The organism is Anoxybacillus thermarum (assembly GCF_000836725.1).
Lineage (GTDB): Bacteria > Bacillota > Bacilli > Bacillales > Anoxybacillaceae > Anoxybacillus > Anoxybacillus thermarum.
In genome coordinates, this window is the sequence record NZ_JXTH01000007.1 from 14,851 (window position 1) to 31,513 (window position 16,663).

The following is a 16,663-nucleotide window of genomic DNA, read 5'->3' on the forward strand; positions in this document are numbered from 1 at the left end:
CACCTAACCTTACGGAAAAAAAGCCGATTTCAAGCAATTGAAATCGGCGTTATGAGTTTGGAAAATGTTTTGCGATCATCGTTAGCGCTTGTTGTGCGATGACGATTTTTCCGTATTCTTCAAGACGATGAATTGTCATTTCGGAATCTTGCCCGTATTCAAGCAATATGCTTAACATATTGTCAATGTCGCGATCGGCATCTTCTTCTGTAAATTCGACGTATAAATAATAGTTGTTTTCAAATGCGAATAGGCGATTGTTTAATGTTGAAAAATCGCGACGATGAGCAAGGGCGATGACGTCTTCGATATTTTTAAAGCGGATGACGAACTGAAGCGGATTTTCAGGCGCTACCGATGATGATGCTTTAATGATGTTAAAATGTTGATCTAATATTTGTTCGATTTTTTCATCGACAGGTAAGTCTCTAAATCGTTCATCGTTAATTGGAAGTTCTAATTTCGTTCCGTCTTTTGAAATTTGCGCTTTTGTGACGAGCACTTCAATGCCTTTTTCAAGCGCATGCACTTGAATCCAAAGCGGGCCTTCTAAATAAAGTTCCGCTTCTTGATGAATTTCATCAATCATTTCCCAAAATAATTCTTCGCTTCGTTCGCGATTGTACCAAATTTCTTCGCGATTAAATCCGCGTTCTTCAATGTCTCCGTACGACATATATAGCTTTAACGTATATTCATTGATGCGTTCGATTTCCATGTTCCTCAGCTCCCTTCTACGATTATCCATTCAGGAAGGGAATTCACCCTTGAGCATTCGCCCATCCTCCCACATCTTGTACTTCTATTGTATGATAAAATGTGAAAGAAGGGAAATAAAAAACGCCTAATTCAATAAATTTAGTTGTTCCCCTATTTTTTGTATTTCTTGCAGGAGAATCGTTCGCTTTGTTGAAAAATTTATGGAGAAAGGGGAAGTTATATGTTTGTTGCCTTGTTTAAAAATGGGGAAGTATGTTCGTTATTAGACGATTGGACGGTTGAACAGCTGCACGCATGGCGAGCGAACGAGTCGTTTTTTTGTCCCGTTTGTCGACAGCGAGTACAGTTGAAAATCGGAAAAAAACGCATGCCGCATTTTGCCCATGAAGCAAAATGTATCATTGAAACAGAGCGAGAAACGATGGCACATTTACAAGGAAAACAACAGCTGTACGAATGGTTGGCAAATGAACGACTGAAAGTAAAAGTGGAAACATATTTACCACACATTCAACAACGCCCAGACATATTTGTCGTCCATCATCAAAAGATGTATGCGTTAGAGTATCAATGCTCCACGATTTCATCCTCTTTATTTACGAAGCGAACGAAAGCGTATATGCACGCAAACATTGTTCCGATTTGGCTTCTTCATTCGTCATACGTGCAGCGTCGCGGATTGTTTTTTCAATTGTCTTCGTTTTCGTGGCTTTTTTTCAACGACCAAGAGATGATTCCATTTTATTGCTCAACGCAGCGCACCATGTCGTTTCTTCATCATCTTATTCCGCTATCCGCAACGATCGCATATGGGGAGTGGACGACGGTTCCGCTTCATACGATGCCGTTTTCTGCTTTGCATAAAACACCTCACGGACAACAAGACGCCCTTTTTCATGCGTGGAACATAAAAAAGAAACAGTGGCGTCTGTCTCCTCTCTACTACCGAACGAACCGCACGTTTTGCCGCATCGTGTATGAAGCACATATGACTCCATCGTTATTTCCGCATGAAGCAGGCATCCCCCTTCGCCATTCGTATTGGTTTGAAACGCCGCCGTTTGTTTGGCAAACGTATATGTTAATCGAAATGATGAATATTCCGCTTCATGTGACGTTTTCGTTTCATCAATTATATGATCGACTGCAGCGTTTCATTCGTCAAAATGTGATTCGTATTCGCTCGCTTCCGCTCGTCACAAAGACGCATTATTCATATGCGCTCATGGACTATTTCCATGCGCTCGTTTCGCTTCGTTTTTTAAAGAAAGTTGGAAAAAGCTCGTTTCAACGCATTCGGTCATGGTCGCTGCCAAGCACGATCGAAGAAGCGATGAAGGGGGATGAAGACGTGTTGCGACGAATTGTAAGCAAAAAAGAGGATTTTTTTATAAAACGAGAATAATATATAAGTAAACATTTTTAAGGCAAGAGGTGATCTATATGGCAAAAACATTGCCGACACGCAAAGACGTTCCCGTACAGTATACTTGGCGTCTTGAAGATATTTTCGCAACAGATGAACAGTGGGAAGAGGAGTTTCAGGCGATTGCCGCGCTTCTTCCGAAATTTTCGGAGTATAAAGGAAAGCTAGGGGAAAGCGCAGAAACGTTATATGAAGCGTTGCAATATCGCGACCATGTGTTGTTGCGATTAGGAAAATTATATGCGTATGCTCATATGCGCCATGATGAAGATACGACAAACTCGCTGTATCAAGGATTTGAGTCGAGAGCGGAAGGGTTGTATGCTGAAGCGGGCAATGCGATGGCGTTTATCGTGCCCGAAATTTTAGCGCTCGATGAATCGGTCGTGCGCACGTTTTTACAACAATACGAACCGCTTCGACTGTATGAGCATGAACTAGATGAAATGAATCGCCAACGCCCGCACGTGTTATCGGAAAAAGAAGAAGCGATACTTGCGCAAGCAGCGGATGTGATGAACGCGTCCAGCAATACGTTTGGGGCGCTAAATAACGCCGATTTGCGTTTTCCGACGATTCAAGATGAGAACGGGGAAGAAGTGGAAGTTACGCACGGTCGTTACATTCGTTTTCTTGAAAGCGAAGATCGTCGCGTGCGGCATGATGCGTTTAAAGCGGTATACGATACATATCGTAAATATGAAAATACGTTTGCTAGCACGTTAAACGGAGCGGTGAAGCGCAACAACTTTTTTGCGCGCGTTCGCAATTATCGTTCGGCGCGTGAGGCGGCATTAAGCAAAAATCAAATTCCGGAAACGGTGTACGATAATTTAATCGAAACGATTCATCGCTATTTGCCGCTGTTGCATCGTTACGTTCAGCTGCGCAAGCGCGTGCTCGGATTAGATGAGCTGCATATGTACGATTTATATACGCCGCTTGTGAAACAAGTCGATATGAAAGTGACGTACGAAGAAGCGAAAGAGTTATTATTGAAAGGGCTCGCTCCGCTTGGTGAACAATATATTGCGATCGTGAAAGAAGGATTTGAAAATCGTTGGGTTGATGTGCATGAAACGCGCGGCAAACGAAGTGGCGCATATTCGTCTGGTTCATACGGCACAAATCCGTACATTTTAATGAATTGGCAAGATAATGTCAATAACTTATTTACGCTTGCGCATGAGTTTGGTCATTCGGTGCATAGCTATTATACGCGCAAATATCAACCGTATCCGTACGGAAATTATTCGATTTTCGTAGCGGAAGTGGCATCGACGTGCAACGAGGCGCTACTAAACGACTATTTATTACAGACAATCGATGATGAGAAGAAAAAGTTGTATTTATTAAATCATTATTTAGAAACGTTCCGTGGTACGGTGTTCCGTCAAACGATGTTTGCGGAGTTTGAACATATGATTCATCAAATGGCGCAAAACGGCGAGGCGCTCACCGCACAAACGTTAACGGAAAAATATTACGAATTGAATAAAACATATTTTGGGGACGGCATCGTCATCGATGAAGAAATCGGCTTAGAATGGGCGCGCATTCCACATTTTTATTACAACTATTATGTATATCAATATGCGACAGGCTTCAGCGCTGCAACAGCGTTAAGCAAACAAATTTTAGAAGAAGGCGCGCCGGCTGTTGAGCGCTACATTGCGTTTTTAAAAGCTGGAAGCTCCGATTATCCGATTGAAGTGTTGAAAAAAGCAGGTGTCGATATGACATCTCCAGAGCCAATCGAGCAAGCGTGCCAAGTGTTTGAACAAAAACTGCAACAACTTGAGCAACTATTATAAAAGGCGACTGAATGGTCGTCTTTCTTTCTTATTAACGAAATCCGCGAAAGCGGTGGCGGTTGTTGAGATAAGTAAAAAAAGAAAAGAAAGAAAGGAATAAAAACGGAATCGATATGAATAACGGAAATAACCGCATTAATGCAAAAAAGTGAATAATGAGCGCAACGACGATCCAGATGATATATACAATAAGCATCGAATCCCTCCTTCTTCTCTATTTATAATAGGGAAGTTGAAAAAGAAATATGACAAATATGTGACAAATGAATAAAACACTTGTCAAGACATGAAGGAGTTTGTTAATATATAAACGTGAAGTGAATCACAATCAAACAAACTTATACCCCTTTGTTTGACCGTGAAAAATTTCTCCCATCCCCTTTGTTGTCTTTATGACAAAGAAAAAAGACTCGGTGTTAGCCGAGTCTTTTTTCTTTGTCAATCCAGCGCCAAAACGAGCCGATTTGTTCCACTTTTTGTTTTAAACGCAGCTTTTTTAGTTCACATTCCGCTTTGCAGCGCGGAATGTTATACACCATCGCAATGTCATCGATTGTCACAAACTGAGCGAGATGTAAAAACTGCTCAATTGGTGGAAGCGGAGATGGTTGAGGATGAAATCCGAGCATTTCATGGATTACATCGACATATACGTCGTACGGATAACAGCCTGAAATTTTAATGCCTTCCTCTTCAATATTTTCATTGAAAAAGACGAGCGTAGGAACTTCACGAACATCCATTTCCGCACTAATTTTTAAATCGCATTGAAATGCTTTGACGGCGATCGGTGAAGATAAATCGTTTATAAATTCTCGCACGTCTAAACCGGCATCGATGGCGCATTGGATGAGCGTACTTGTGTCTGTCATTTTTTTTTCTTGAATAAATACAATTTCTTGAAGTTGACGTAAAAAACGGATGCTTGCTTGCCGTCCTTGCAATTCTGCCGCTTTGACGGCGAGCGAGGCGACATACGGAATAGGTAAGGGTGCTTCAAGTAGCACCCGATCATCACATGCGATGCCTGCGCGCGTCGCATGCCGATCAATTCGTTTATACGCCACGCCGTTAAGCCGATCGAGTTGCCCTGTTAAGACGTGGCGCAACGTAAAATATTGTCCATATTCAATCCAAAGCTTTTTTAAAACAGGTTCGAGCGCCCAACAGTCCGGACAAAGAGGATCGACAAATAAGTAAATTTCTAACCGTTTTGTCGTTCCTTCTTGCTGATCGATTCGTTTTTCATTCACCTTCATGCTCCTTTCGCTCATCCTCTGGGGTGTTAATCATATGTTGGGCGGTTAAAATAAGCCGTTGATACAATTCATCACGCACCGGTCCTTTTAGTCCGATCGCATCCATCGCTTCATGCATGCAAGCAAGCCATGCTTTCGCGCGCGTAGGCGTAATCGGAAACGGCAAATGGCGAGCGCGCAACATCGGATGTCCATGTTCGGCTGTATATAGCGGAGGGCCGCCTAAATATTGTGTTAAAAATTGTTTTTGTTTTCGCGCTGTTTCTGTTAAGTCTTTCGGAAAAATAGGCGCCAAGTCAGGATGTTTTGCGACCCGCTCGTAAAAAGCATCGACGAGCTTTGCGACAACTTGTTCGCCTCCGAGCGCTTCGTAAGGGGATTGAAACATACAGAAAACTCCTTTGCCGAAATATATCAATATTGTAACAACGACTTTGTTGAATCTCAAACGATGCGACTTGTAGCATAGTACGTTTGCATTACTTTTTTTACATAGTTCATCGTTTCGCGAAAAGGTGGAATGCCTCCATGTTCGTCGACATTTCCCGGCCCAGCGTTGTAGGCCGCCAGCGCAAGTGCCACATTCCCGTCATAACGATCGAGAAGTTGGCGTAAATATTTTGTCCCGCCTTCAATGTTTTGTTTCGGATCGAATGCGTCTTGCACCCCTAGCATGCGCGCCGTGCTCGGCATTAACTGCATCAGCCCCATCGCGCCAGCGCGGCTTTTTGCTTGCGGGTTAAAGTTTGATTCGTGACGAATGACCGCATAAATGAGCTTCGGATCGACATCATATTTTGTAGCGGCTTCGTCAATCCATTGCTGCATGGTGTTTTTGGAAAGCGGTGCGCTTACTTTCTCATACGTCGGCGCATGCGTTTCTTCCGTCGTCATGAGCGGAAGAGACGGGCGTATCGTTTCTGTTTCTTCGTTCGTTTCCGTTGTTAGCAGCTCATGAAATAAGTCGTGAAACGATGTTGTCGGCGCTTCTTTTTTTCCTTGTAAATTTTGCAACGCTTTCAGTTCAAAAAGCAGTTTTAATTGTTGCACGTTCATGACGATCGCTCCGTTTCGTATTTTGCTTCGTAAAATCGTTCAATTTTATTTTTCGTTTTTCGTTTTGGAATATGAAACGACTGCAATAGCTCCGTAAACGTTTTTTCTCCTTCTGTTCGATCTGTTGCTTCGTATTCGACTTCATAGTCGGACACGTTCATATATTCGCTAAAGTCGAAAACGAGCGTGCCGTTTTTATATGGGCGTTCGACGCGGCGTGTCGTCAGCGCACCGAAGCAAACGACAGCTGTCGGGTCGATGTGAAGCGACTGCAATGTGTTTGCCATCTCGCCTTCAAGTTGTTGCATGCCTAAAATGAGCGCGTCAGCTGTTTGTTTTGTTAATCGTTCATGCGTTTCTAACAGCCCGTCTTCATATGGTTGTTTTAATGTTAATGTATATGTGTCGTTTTTCATGCGAATGCGCAATGCGCTTTTTTGTCGTTTTAATTGAAAGTCTGGGGTGTCAAAATAATAATTTTGTTGCACGCTCCATTCATTATCGCGCACCGCAAACGCCGTCGTTAAACGAGCAAACTCTTCAGCGGTCAACATATTTTTAAATTCAATTTCAAGTTCCTGTTTCATCTTTTTTCTCCTTCACACCATTCTACCTTTTATTATCAACATGTATGAGAAAAAGTGCAACTAGTGAACATCGGTAGGTGAAATGTGGTAAAATAAAGGCGGACATCATAGATGGACGGAGGAAAGAACATGAAAATACACGTACATTCAGCTGAAAGAAAAGAAAACGGATGGAATATGTCATGTGACGAAACGCTTCAAGGCTTGAAACCAAAACGGCATATGCTTGTCGATTCCGACGCGTGTGCGTTCGTATACATATTAGAGGCAAGCGATGCGTTCGTTTATGTCGTGATGCCAAAAGCGGTGTGGGGAGCGTTAAAAGAAGCACTTGCGACAAACGAGCCGATCTTTCTCGTCGGGCGTGATGCGACGATCGAATTAGAAGGCATTCATGAAGAAGTGGCATATTTAATTGATAATATTAAAGGAAATGCAAACTACGGTGAAGAAATGGAACAAGCGGTAACGGCATTTTTCGCGTAAGTAGGTGGTTTTGTGGAGAAACATTGGGAATTTTTTTTAGCTCCGTACAAACAGGCGGTAGAGGAGTTAAAAGTCAAGCTAAAAGGGATGCGCGCTCAATTTGAAATGCAAGGGGTGCACTCTCCGATTGAATTTGTGACAGGAAGAGTGAAGCCGATTGCGAGCATTTTAGATAAAGCGCAAAAGAAAAATATTCCGCTCGATCAACTAGAACAACAAATGCAAGACATTGCAGGCTTGCGCATGATGTGTCAGTTCGTTGATGACATTAAAACGGTCGTTCATCTGCTGCGGCAACGAAACGATTTTACAATTGTTGAAGAGCGGGATTATATTACGCAAAAAAAAGAGAGCGGCTATCGTTCGTATCATGTCGTCATTCGTTATCCGGTGCAAATGATTTATGGCGAGAAAAACATTTTAGTCGAAATTCAAATTCGTACGCTTGCGATGAACTTTTGGGCGACGATTGAACATTCGTTAAACTATAAGTATAGCGGTAAATTTCCTGAAGATATTAAGCAACGACTGCAGCGGGCAGCGGAAGCCGCGTATTTGTTGGATGAAGAAATGTCAAAAATTCGCTTTGAAATTCAAGAGGCGCAAGCAGCGTTTTCGCGCAAGCAAGAGGTAAAAGATAACGAGGAGTGAGGGCGCGTGAAATTTTCGGTCATATCAAAAGGGGATGCGATATCAAACGAATGTATGTATAAAATTCGTACATATTTAACGGATTTTCGTTTCACGTATGATGAAGATGAGCCGGATATCGTCATTTCTGTCGGAGGGGATGGGACGTTATTGTCTGCGTTTCATCGCTATCGAAGCCGGCTCGAACAAACCGCGTTTGTCGGCGTGCATACAGGGCATTTAGGATTTTATGCCGATTGGGTGCCGAGTGAAATTGAAAAGCTCGTCATTGCGATTGCGAAAACGCCATATCAAGTTGTTGAATATCCGCTTTTAGAGGTGACGATTCGATATGTGCGCGGCGGGCGCGAGGCAAAATATTTAGCGCTGAATGAATGTACCGTCAAAAGCGTGAGCGGCACGCTTGTCATGGACGTCGAAATTCGTGGCGATTTATTTGAAACGTTTCGAGGGGATGGGTTATGTATTTCGACGCCATCGGGAAGTACGGCATACAATAAAGCGCTTGGGGGCGCGATTTTACATCCGTCGTTAGAGGCGATTCAAGTGGCGGAGATGGCGTCCATTAACAACCGCGTGTTTCGTACGATCGGCTCGCCGCTTATTTTGCCCGCGCATCATACGTGTATGTTAAAGCCGGTCAATAACGTCGATTTTCAAATTACGATCGATCATTTATCGCTATTGCATAAAGATGTCAAATCGATTCAATGCCGCGTCGCCGATGAAAAAATTCGTTTCGCCCGCTTCCGTCCGTTTCCGTTTTGGAAGCGGGTGCGCGAATCATTTATTCAGTAGAAAGGGATTTGTATGTTTCAACTTCGTTGGATCGTCACCCCACAACAAGATGGGATGCTCGTTCGTGAATTTTTAAAAGAAAAGCATATTTCAAAAACGGCGTTGACAGACATTAAGTTTAAAGGCGGGAACATCGAAGTGAACGGTCGGCACGTCACCGTCCGCTACGTATTAAAAGAAGGCGATGAAGTGTGCGTATCGTTTCCACCTGAACAAAAAAGCGAGGGGATGATCGCAGAGCCGATTCCGCTTTCGATTGTGTATGAAGACGATTACGTCATTGTCATTGACAAGCCGCCGCATATGTCGACGATTCCGTCGCGTGAACATCCGAATGGAACGATCGCCAATGCGCTATTGTTTCATTACGAAAAGCAACAGTTACAAACGACCGTTCATATCGTCACAAGGCTTGACCGCGACACATCAGGGCTTGTGCTTGTGGCGAAGCATCGCCATGTGCATCATTTACTTAGTGAACAACAAAAAAAAGGAAAAGTGAAACGGCGCTACGAAGCGGTTTGTCACGGCTATGTCACCCCGCTCGTTGGAACGATTGATGCGCCGATTGGACGAAAAGGCGATAGCATCATCGAGCGGCAAGTGCGGCCAGACGGTCAGCGGGCGGTGACGCATTATGAAGTATTGCAACAAAAAAACGAGATGACGCACGTGTCGATTCAATTAGAAACGGGACGGACGCATCAAATTCGCGTCCATTTTTCGTACATTGGCCATCCGCTCGTTGGCGATGATTTGTACGGCGGCTTGCGCGAGCGCATGCAAAGGCAAGCGTTGCATAGCTGTGAGTTGACGTTTGTTCATCCTTTTCTTGAAAAAACGATGACGTTTCACGCGCCGCTTCCAGCCGATATGGCGAGCTTGCTTTAGTCAAATGAACGAAATTTTTCAGCGACATATGGCATCGTCGATGAGACAGAGACCGTTTCCATTTCCGGATAGCGAAGCGCCGTTAATTGTCCACCGAATACGCAGCCGGTGTCGATGTTGACGGTGTTGTTGAGCCAGCGCGGTTCTTTCACAGGTGTATGCCCATATACGATAAGCGCATCTCCTCGATAATGTTTTGCCCAATCTCGACGAACGGGGGAACCGTCTGGATGTTTTTCGCCTGTAATGTCGCCGTATAAGACGAACGTTTTTACTTTTTGATGGAATTGCCCAATGTAATCGGCGCGAATGCCGGCATGGGCGATCACAAGTTTTCCATCGTCTAAGACGGCATAAAGGGGCGCGTTTTCGTACAGTTTCATAAATTGCGTACGAATGCGCGTTTTCGTTTGCTCATCGGCTTGTTCCCATTCGGCAACTGTCGTTTCAAGTCCGTGTGTAATTTGTACGTTTCGACCGAGAAAAAAACGATACAGTTTGTCGCAATGATTGCCCGGCACGTACACCGCTTTGTTTTGTTGAACGAGCGAAATGACGGTGTCAATCACTCGTAATGACTGCGGACCGCGATCGGCTAAATCGCCGACGAACGCAAGCTTTCGTCCACTCGGATGAATTGGTATATCGCCTTCCCAAACGTAGCCAAGCTTTTTTGTTAGTAACGTCAATTCATGAAAACAACCGTGAATATCGCCAATAATGTCGTACATTGTTCCTCCTTTCTACAAAAATAGCCGCATAAAAGCGGCTATGATTGTTCTGCAGAAAACATAAATTTTTGTGTGCGCGAACGGACGTTTAGGACGAGCCCAATCGCAAGCATGTACGTCGCAAGCGAGCTCCCTCCGTAGCTGACGAACGGAAGCGGAAGGCCGGTAATCGGTAGTAAGCCGATCGTCATGCCGACGTTTTGGAATACTTGGAACGTAATCATGCCGATGACGCCCGCGCATAAATAGCTGCCAAACGGATCGTGGCACTCTAACGCAATTTGAATCATTCGGTAAATTAATAGGAAAAAGAGCGAAACGACGATGCTTGCCCCGATAAAGCCAAATTGCTCCCCGATAATGCTGAAAATAAAATCGGTATGCGACTCTGGTAAATAGACGTCTAAATTTTTATATCCTTTTCCGTACAATTCCCCTGAGCCGATCGCAAGCAACGATTTAATAAGCTGGAACCCTTGGTCGCTTGAATATTCGTACGGATCGAGCCAGCCGTAAAAACGATTTAATTGGTATTGTTGAATTTTTAACACGTCTGGGAAATATAAAAACGCCACGATAAACGCTGTCGCGCCAACAACGGCGAGACCGACAATGGCTGCGATGATGCGCAAGCGAATGCCAGAAACGAGAATGAGCGAGCCGGCAATCGCCATAAACACCATCGACATGCCCATATCAGGCTGGCGAGCAAGTAAAAAAAGCGGCGGCAATAGCGACAGCGCGATTTTTCCGAGCAATTTCAAGTCGTCTTGCAGCGTCGGGTCATGGTATTTTTCCCGATGGTTGACGATGATGCGGCTAATGACGATAATCATAAAAATTTTCATCAGCTCAGATGGCTGAAAGTTTCCTCCCGGAAGGCTGTACCAGCTCGTTGCCCCTTTAATCGTTAATGTACCCGGGACGTTGAATTCTAATCCAAGCAAAAGAATCATCCCGAAACCGTATAAATACCAAGCGATTTTAAATAGCCGGTCATAATCGACAAGCATCGTCACCGCAATGACGACGGCACCGACCCCGTACCATATGAGCTGTTTTTGCGCAAAGTTAATATGTTGCAGCTTGGCAGGGAGCGTCTCGCGCGCACTTTCAATGGCGATGGCGCTCACGATCGCAATTAAAAATAAAATAAATAGTAAATGATAATCTATTTTTGATTGAACGGTTTTTTCATTTTCCATTACAGTTCCCCCTGCTTTTTTCGTGCACTATCATTTTACATCGTCGCTTGCAAGTTGGCAAAGATTCGCGCATAATAAAAAAAGCGATTTTTGTCGAGAGGGGGCGAAAATGATGGAGCACATCGTTCAGGCGTTATATGATGAAAAAATGGAAGAGTTTCGAAAGCAATTTTTAAAACTTCATCCGTACGATCGGGCGAAGTTTTATGTCGAACAAAGTCCCGAAGTTAGAAAGCGCATGTACGAATATTTGTCGCCAGCGGAAATGGCGGAAATTTTTGACCATCTCGACATTGAAGAAGAGGAATATAAGACGTACTTATCCGAAATGGATCCGTTGTTTGTGGCGCAAATGCTTGGGCACATGTATGCCGACAATGCGGCGGACGTATTGAATGAACTAGATAAAAACGAAGTAGCGAATTATTTAACGATTATGGATGATGAAGCAGCAAAAGATATTCAAGGGTTGCTTCATTATAAAGAATATACGGCCGGAAGCATTATGACAACGGAATATATCGCCATTCATACGAATCAAACGGTGCGTTCGGCGATGCACATTTTAAAAAGAGAAGCAGCGAATGCGGAGACGATTTATTATTTGTACGTCGTCAACGAACAACGGCAGCTCGTTGGGGTATTGTCGCTGCGGGAATTGTTAACATCGGATGACGATGCGATGATTTATGATGTCATGAATGATCAAGTCGTGTCTGTGCTCGTTGATGAAGACCAAGAAGATGTGGCGCGCAAAATGCAAAACTACGACTTTTTAGCGCTTCCTGTCGTCGATGCGGACAATCATTTGCTTGGGATTATTACTGTTGACGACATTGTCGACGTCATTTCTGAAGAGGCGACAGACGATTATTCGAAACTTGCAGGGGTTCCTGATGTCGATATTCAATACACCCCATTCGAAGCGGCGAAAAAGCGGTTGCCATGGCTGATTATTTTATTGTTTTTAGGGATGATGACTGCTAATTTAATTAGCCGCTTTGAAGACACATTGCAAAAAGTCGCCATTTTAGCGGTGTTTATTCCGCTTATTGCAGGGATGTCTGGAAATACAGGGACGCAATCGTTGGCGGTAGCGGTGCGCCGTATCGCGATGGGCGATTTAGGGAAAGAAGGAAAATGGCGTATGCTTGCGCGCGAGGCATTAACGGGGCTTTTGATTGGGTTGTCGTGCGGCATCGTCATTACAATTGTTGTGTACGTATGGAAGCAACAATTTTTTTTAGGTGTGCTCGTTGGATTAGCGTTGTTTGCGACATTAACAGTGGCGACAGTCGCTGGTGCGCTCATTCCGCTTGCCATGCATAAGCTGCGCATCGACCCGGCCGTTGCTTCTGGTCCGTTTATTACGACAATTAACGATTTAATTAGCATTCTCATTTATTTTGGCTTAGCGACAATGTTTATGGATTATTTATTATAAATTCCCTATTTGAAAGTAGGGAATTTTTTGTTATAATCATATTAATACTAGGTTCTAATAACAAATCATAATTTAAGGGGATGAACGAATATGCAATTATCGTTACAAGGGAAAACGTACGTCATTATGGGTGTGGCAAATAAACGAAGCATCGCTTGGGGCATTGCGCGTGCGCTTCATGCAGCAGGGGCGCGATTAATTTTTACATATGCTGGCGAGCGATTTGAAAATGAGGTAAAAAAATTAGTCGCAACGTTAGAAGATGAAACAGCGCTTGTATTGCCTTGCGATGTGACGAAAGATGAAGAAATTGCCTCATGCTTTGCGCAAATCAAAGAGCAAGTGGGTGTCATTCACGGTGTGGCGCATTGTATCGCATTTGCGAATAAAGAGCATTTAGAAGGCGAGTATATGAACGTCGATCGCGAAGGATTTTTACTTGCGCACAACATTAGCGCCTATTCGTTAACAGCTGTGGCGAAAGCGGCGAAAGAGCTAATGACAGAAGGCGGCAGCATCGTCACGTTAACATATTTAGGCGGCGAGCGCGTCGTGCAAAACTATAACGTCATGGGTGTCGCAAAAGCGTCGTTAGAAGCGAGCGTGAAATATTTAGCGAACGACTTAGGAAAATACGGCATTCGCGTCAACGCCATTTCGGCAGGTCCAATTCGCACGTTATCTGCCAAAGGTGTCGGCGACTTCAACTCCATTTTAAAAGAAATTGAAGAACGCGCACCACTGCGCCGCACGACGACACAAGAAGAAGTTGGCGATACAGCATTGTTTTTATTTAGCGACTTATCGCGCGGCGTGACAGGCGAAATTATCCACGTTGACTCTGGCTACCATATTTTAGCGCGCTAATCAAAAAGCTGTTTGGCATTTGCCGAACAGCTTTTTTTAGTAAAGGTAACATGTTGTTACTGTTTTAAAGTGGTTGTTACATTTTTTAGATTTTGTTCTTCGTTTTTCCATATTTCTTTATTTTTATAACTGATTAAACCGCTTATGATATAACATAATGCAGATGTATAAAATGCAGAGGTAATACCGTACGTATCCGCTATAAAACTTAATAGTAATGTAGACACTCCAAATGTAATCGTGCTGATTACTCCTTGAACCGCAAACACATTAGGCAGTAAATGTGGCTCTGTATTTTTTTGCAGAATTGTTTGTAGGGATACGAATCTAAATTGTTCTGTTATCCCATATATCATAGACCAAAATAAAGATAACCATGCGTATTGTTCATTTCCAAATAGAAAAGTTACAGTTGCTATAATAAATGGAGTGGATAGTACAATCGTTTGCTGGCTAGCTTCGATGAATTTATTAAATTTTATGATTAAAAACCCACCTATAACCATTCCACCGAAGAAAATAGAATTAATATACCCCCACCATTCCTCTCCTAAATGCAATTGCTCTTTGACGTATACATAAAGTATTGCTGAAATCCAAACACCATTCCCGACTCCCTCAAACAAAGTCATAAAACTTATAGATTTGGAATGTTGATTTGTGAATGTATATTTCCATCCTATGCTCATAGATGATGGAACTTTCTTTGTACCTTTTCGATTAACATTTTCTCGCTTACTTGTTTCTTCTATGTTGAGAAGGAACATAAAAAAGCATGAAATCATGTAAAGCAACAAAGTCATGTTGATCAAAAAAGCTGGAGATAGAAAGGCTATGATTAAACTACCAATAGGCCATGCGCTTAGCTTGATAAATTGATCTAACGTGTTTAACATACTGTTTGCTTTTAAAATTTCTTCCCTCTTAACTACTAAAGGGATTAACGAGCTTTTAATAGGGTTACTTATCCCATCAAAAAAACTAATGCATAATACAACCGTGTAAATGAGCCAAACATTACTTACTATATTCATGTTTATATAAATACATAAAATCATTAATAATATTGTTTTAAACATTTGCCCATAAGCTAATATAATCTTCAATTTAAATTTTTCGAAAAAAATAGGAGCAATTATCCCACTAATAGAAAGCGACAATGTAACTAAAAATGTAACGAATGCTGTAGCCATGCTTTTTGATGTTAGATGGTAAAGATACGTGATTAATGAAACGATATAAAAGACATCGCCAAAATTAGCAAAAGATTGACCTATCCAAAAGAAATGAAACATCTTATTTCTCATTGAATTTCCTCTTTTCTATACTGTAGATGAGCATTTTTCATTACAATAATTTCCATAGTTAAAGAAACAAACAGGGAACCCCTTAGGCGACATGGAGCTGTTTTTTGATCACATCAATGGGAATCTCTTGCTTCGCGGCGTTATAAATGAACTCGACGACGCTGTGTCCTTTCCGCGATCGAAGAAGCTCCAATCCGGTGGAGAGGTCTTGCTGGGATTCCGCTATGCTGTACACGCAGGCCAAGAGCACCACCGCCCAATACCGTTTCACCGCCCGAATGTGGCGAACGCGGTATCCATCCAGCTTCAGTTGATCTTTCGCCTGCCGGAAAAAGCATTCGATTGTCCAACGCTGGGCATAGTAACGCAAGATGTCTTCGTCCCCGAGCTCCCGGTCGGTGCTCAAGACGCAATGGAGATGTTCCGATGTCATCGGCTGATCCGCCTTCCAAGCCAGCAGCACCACCGCGTCATCGAGGCCATGGATCGCCCCCTCATAGCGATACACGCGGTAACGCTCCTTCCCCACCGTGACGAGGCGGGTGTCTTGGGGCTCGATATAGCGGGCGAACTGCTTCGCTTGGATTGCAATGCCGTTCGGATCAAGAATCCGATTCGTCTTGAGCATCGCGATGACATGAAATCCCTTGCTCAAGCAGGCTTCGATGAGCGTTTTGGACGGGTACCACGAATCCATGAGCACATACACCGGCCGATCCGGTTCCACCTTGAGTGAGGAAAGCATCTCGATCGCCAGGTCGATTTTGCTCCTTCCCGCCTTCTTGTCATACAGGCGGAACGCGAACGGAAACGCCTGCGTGAAGGTGTGCACCATCAGCCAAACGAGCGAATGCCCCCAGACCGATTGATGATCTTTGTGAGAGAAATGCCAACCACACCCTTGAATGGCGTGCGTTGCCCGTGACGAAGGCTTCGTTTTTTGGCAAATGGTATCATCAATCGAAACAAAAAGGGGTTGATTCTCCCGTTTGGCGATTCGCTTGATGCGATGAAGGATCCATTGCTGGAGTTTGCGAAGCAACGTCTCTTCATCCCAAGGGCTTTTCGTGAAAAAATGGCTGAGCGTTGTTCGATGATTAGGATGAAAACGCCAGTGATGGAGATCTGTCAGCGTTCCCGAGAATCCCTTGGTGGTCAAGGCATCGACGATATGAACGAGATGCTTCAGAACCGGCTTCGAGAAATGCAATGCCAATCCCAATGCGAAGAAAAACTTGTGGATTCCTTGATGATGTGCTAATCTATTCATGAGACATGAACCTCCTTGTGAATGGTTGGTTAGCACATCTATTTTAACCAAGGAGTCGGGTTCATGTTTCCTTTTTTGTTTGGTTGTCAATTTATGTTAGTGAATTTGCTCATCTACAGTTCTATATATTTTTTGTAATCATGTTCTATTG

Annotated in this window: 18 protein-coding genes; 8 read left to right on the forward strand and 10 right to left on the reverse strand. The window is 43.5% G+C overall.

What is annotated here, in order from left to right; all coding sequences use genetic code 11:
• Positions 1-49: 49 nt before the first annotated feature.
• Complete coding sequence (mecA, locus tag LH47_RS02780) at positions 50-718, reverse strand: adaptor protein MecA (protein WP_043964591.1); 669 nt, start codon at positions 716-718, stop codon at positions 50-52.
• A 222-nt stretch (positions 719-940) separates the two neighbouring features.
• Here mecA and LH47_RS02785 point away from each other — a divergent pair, with 222 nt between their 5' ends.
• Complete coding sequence (locus tag LH47_RS02785) at positions 941-2,125, forward strand: competence protein CoiA (protein ID WP_043964593.1); 1,185 nt, start codon at positions 941-943, stop codon at positions 2,123-2,125.
• Positions 2,126-2,163: 38 nt separating this feature from the next.
• Complete coding sequence (pepF, locus tag LH47_RS02790; protein ID WP_043964595.1) at positions 2,164-3,960, forward strand: oligoendopeptidase F; 1,797 nt, start codon at positions 2,164-2,166, stop codon at positions 3,958-3,960.
• Positions 3,961-3,991: 31 nt separating this feature from the next.
• Here pepF and LH47_RS16405 read toward each other — a convergent pair whose 3' ends face one another.
• The 5 genes from LH47_RS16405 to LH47_RS02815 form a co-directional block, all read right to left on the reverse strand.
• Positions 3,992-4,156, reverse strand: a complete 165-nt coding sequence (locus LH47_RS16405; RefSeq protein ID WP_042534475.1) for a hypothetical protein — start codon at positions 4,154-4,156, stop codon at positions 3,992-3,994.
• 220 nt (positions 4,157-4,376) lie between these two features.
• On the reverse strand, positions 4,377-5,219 hold the full coding sequence (locus tag LH47_RS02800; protein WP_084221235.1) for a ClpXP adapter SpxH family protein: 843 nt from the start codon (positions 5,217-5,219) through the stop codon (positions 4,377-4,379).
• Entirely contained in the window at positions 5,206-5,607 is a 402-nt protein-coding gene (locus LH47_RS02805; RefSeq protein ID WP_009362172.1) for a globin domain-containing protein, read from the reverse strand. Before LH47_RS02805 ends, LH47_RS02800 begins: the two co-directional genes overlap by 14 nt.
• Positions 5,608-5,663: 56 nt before the next feature.
• Positions 5,664-6,275 (reverse strand): lytic transglycosylase domain-containing protein, encoded by a 612-nt coding sequence (locus LH47_RS02810; RefSeq protein WP_043964602.1) that lies wholly within the window; start codon positions 6,273-6,275, stop codon positions 5,664-5,666.
• Entirely contained in the window at positions 6,272-6,862 is a 591-nt protein-coding gene (locus LH47_RS02815) for a CYTH domain-containing protein (RefSeq protein ID WP_043964603.1), read from the reverse strand. The genes LH47_RS02810 and LH47_RS02815 overlap by 4 nt, the downstream gene beginning before the upstream one ends.
• Positions 6,863-6,991: 129 nt before the next feature.
• Between LH47_RS02815 and LH47_RS02820 the strand changes: the two genes are divergently transcribed.
• Genes LH47_RS02820 through LH47_RS02835 form a run of 4 tightly spaced genes read left to right on the forward strand, consistent with a single transcriptional unit; the run spans position 6,992 to position 9,688 of the window.
• Positions 6,992-7,348, forward strand: a complete 357-nt coding sequence (locus tag LH47_RS02820) for a UPF0738 family protein (protein ID WP_235341029.1) — start codon at positions 6,992-6,994, stop codon at positions 7,346-7,348.
• Between the two features lie 12 nt (positions 7,349-7,360).
• The gene (locus LH47_RS02825; protein ID WP_043964606.1) at positions 7,361-7,999 is read left to right on the forward strand and encodes a GTP pyrophosphokinase; all 639 of its coding nucleotides are present in this window, start codon (positions 7,361-7,363) and stop codon (positions 7,997-7,999) included.
• Between the two features lie 6 nt (positions 8,000-8,005).
• The gene (locus tag LH47_RS02830; protein WP_043964608.1) at positions 8,006-8,797 is read left to right on the forward strand and encodes an NAD kinase; all 792 of its coding nucleotides are present in this window, start codon (positions 8,006-8,008) and stop codon (positions 8,795-8,797) included.
• A 12-nt stretch (positions 8,798-8,809) separates the two neighbouring features.
• Positions 8,810-9,688 carry an RluA family pseudouridine synthase gene (locus tag LH47_RS02835; RefSeq protein WP_043964611.1) on the forward strand — a complete coding sequence of 293 codons (879 nt, stop codon included), beginning with the start codon at positions 8,810-8,812 and terminating at the stop codon, positions 9,686-9,688.
• On the opposite strand, the gene prpE is transcribed toward LH47_RS02835, so the two are convergent.
• Together prpE and LH47_RS02845 are read right to left on the reverse strand one after the other, a co-directional pair.
• Positions 9,685-10,419 (reverse strand): bis(5'-nucleosyl)-tetraphosphatase PrpE, encoded by a 735-nt coding sequence (gene prpE / locus LH47_RS02840; protein WP_043964613.1) that lies wholly within the window; start codon positions 10,417-10,419, stop codon positions 9,685-9,687. The two genes, LH47_RS02835 and prpE, sit on opposite strands and share 4 nt — an antisense overlap.
• Positions 10,420-10,457: 38 nt before the next feature.
• Positions 10,458-11,624 (reverse strand): FtsW/RodA/SpoVE family cell cycle protein, encoded by a 1,167-nt coding sequence (locus LH47_RS02845; protein WP_043964616.1) that lies wholly within the window; start codon positions 11,622-11,624, stop codon positions 10,458-10,460.
• Between the two features lie 112 nt (positions 11,625-11,736).
• On the opposite strand from LH47_RS02845, the gene mgtE reads away from it, so the two are divergent.
• Together mgtE and fabI are read left to right on the forward strand one after the other, a co-directional pair.
• Positions 11,737-13,068: a magnesium transporter gene (gene mgtE / locus LH47_RS02850; RefSeq protein ID WP_043964618.1), complete on the forward strand. Its 1,332-nt coding sequence runs from the start codon at positions 11,737-11,739 to the stop codon at positions 13,066-13,068.
• A 90-nt stretch (positions 13,069-13,158) separates the two neighbouring features.
• Positions 13,159-13,935, forward strand: a complete 777-nt coding sequence (gene fabI, locus LH47_RS02855) for an enoyl-ACP reductase FabI (protein WP_019417850.1) — start codon at positions 13,159-13,161, stop codon at positions 13,933-13,935.
• Positions 13,936-13,991: 56 nt separating this feature from the next.
• Here fabI and LH47_RS02860 read toward each other — a convergent pair whose 3' ends face one another.
• Together LH47_RS02860 and LH47_RS02865 are read right to left on the reverse strand one after the other, a co-directional pair.
• Positions 13,992-15,242, reverse strand: a complete 1,251-nt coding sequence (locus LH47_RS02860) for an MFS transporter (RefSeq protein ID WP_012575646.1) — start codon at positions 15,240-15,242, stop codon at positions 13,992-13,994.
• Between the two features lie 82 nt (positions 15,243-15,324).
• Positions 15,325-16,512 (reverse strand): IS701 family transposase, encoded by a 1,188-nt coding sequence (locus LH47_RS02865; RefSeq protein ID WP_026011713.1) that lies wholly within the window; start codon positions 16,510-16,512, stop codon positions 15,325-15,327.
• Between the last annotated feature and the right edge of the window lie 151 nt (positions 16,513-16,663).

Excerpts from the sequence above, each read along its gene's own strand:
- mecA (WP_043964591.1), bottom strand. The coding sequence starts at position 718 with ATGGAAATCGAACGCATCAATGAATATACGTTAAAGCTATATATGTCG.
- LH47_RS02785 (WP_043964593.1), top strand. The coding sequence starts at position 941 with ATGTTTGTTGCCTTGTTTAAAAATGGGGAAGTATGTTCGTTATTAGAC.
- pepF (WP_043964595.1), top strand. The coding sequence starts at position 2,164 with ATGGCAAAAACATTGCCGACACGCAAAGACGTTCCCGTACAGTATACT.
- LH47_RS16405 (WP_042534475.1), bottom strand. The coding sequence starts at position 4,156 with ATGCTTATTGTATATATCATCTGGATCGTCGTTGCGCTCATTATTCAC.
- LH47_RS02800 (WP_084221235.1), bottom strand. The coding sequence starts at position 5,219 with ATGAAGGTGAATGAAAAACGAATCGATCAGCAAGAAGGAACGACAAAA.
- LH47_RS02805 (WP_009362172.1), bottom strand. The coding sequence starts at position 5,607 with ATGTTTCAATCCCCTTACGAAGCGCTCGGAGGCGAACAAGTTGTCGCA.
- LH47_RS02810 (WP_043964602.1), bottom strand. The coding sequence starts at position 6,275 with ATGAACGTGCAACAATTAAAACTGCTTTTTGAACTGAAAGCGTTGCAA.
- LH47_RS02815 (WP_043964603.1), bottom strand. The coding sequence starts at position 6,862 with ATGAAACAGGAACTTGAAATTGAATTTAAAAATATGTTGACCGCTGAA.
- LH47_RS02820 (WP_235341029.1), top strand. The coding sequence starts at position 6,992 with ATGAAAATACACGTACATTCAGCTGAAAGAAAAGAAAACGGATGGAAT.
- LH47_RS02835 (WP_043964611.1), top strand. The coding sequence starts at position 8,810 with ATGTTTCAACTTCGTTGGATCGTCACCCCACAACAAGATGGGATGCTC.
- prpE (WP_043964613.1), bottom strand. The coding sequence starts at position 10,419 with ATGTACGACATTATTGGCGATATTCACGGTTGTTTTCATGAATTGACG.
- LH47_RS02845 (WP_043964616.1), bottom strand. The coding sequence starts at position 11,624 with ATGGAAAATGAAAAAACCGTTCAATCAAAAATAGATTATCATTTACTA.
- mgtE (WP_043964618.1), top strand. The coding sequence starts at position 11,737 with ATGGAGCACATCGTTCAGGCGTTATATGATGAAAAAATGGAAGAGTTT.
- fabI (WP_019417850.1), top strand. The coding sequence starts at position 13,159 with ATGCAATTATCGTTACAAGGGAAAACGTACGTCATTATGGGTGTGGCA.
- LH47_RS02860 (WP_012575646.1), bottom strand. The coding sequence starts at position 15,242 with ATGAGAAATAAGATGTTTCATTTCTTTTGGATAGGTCAATCTTTTGCT.
- LH47_RS02865 (WP_026011713.1), bottom strand. The coding sequence starts at position 16,512 with ATGAATAGATTAGCACATCATCAAGGAATCCACAAGTTTTTCTTCGCA.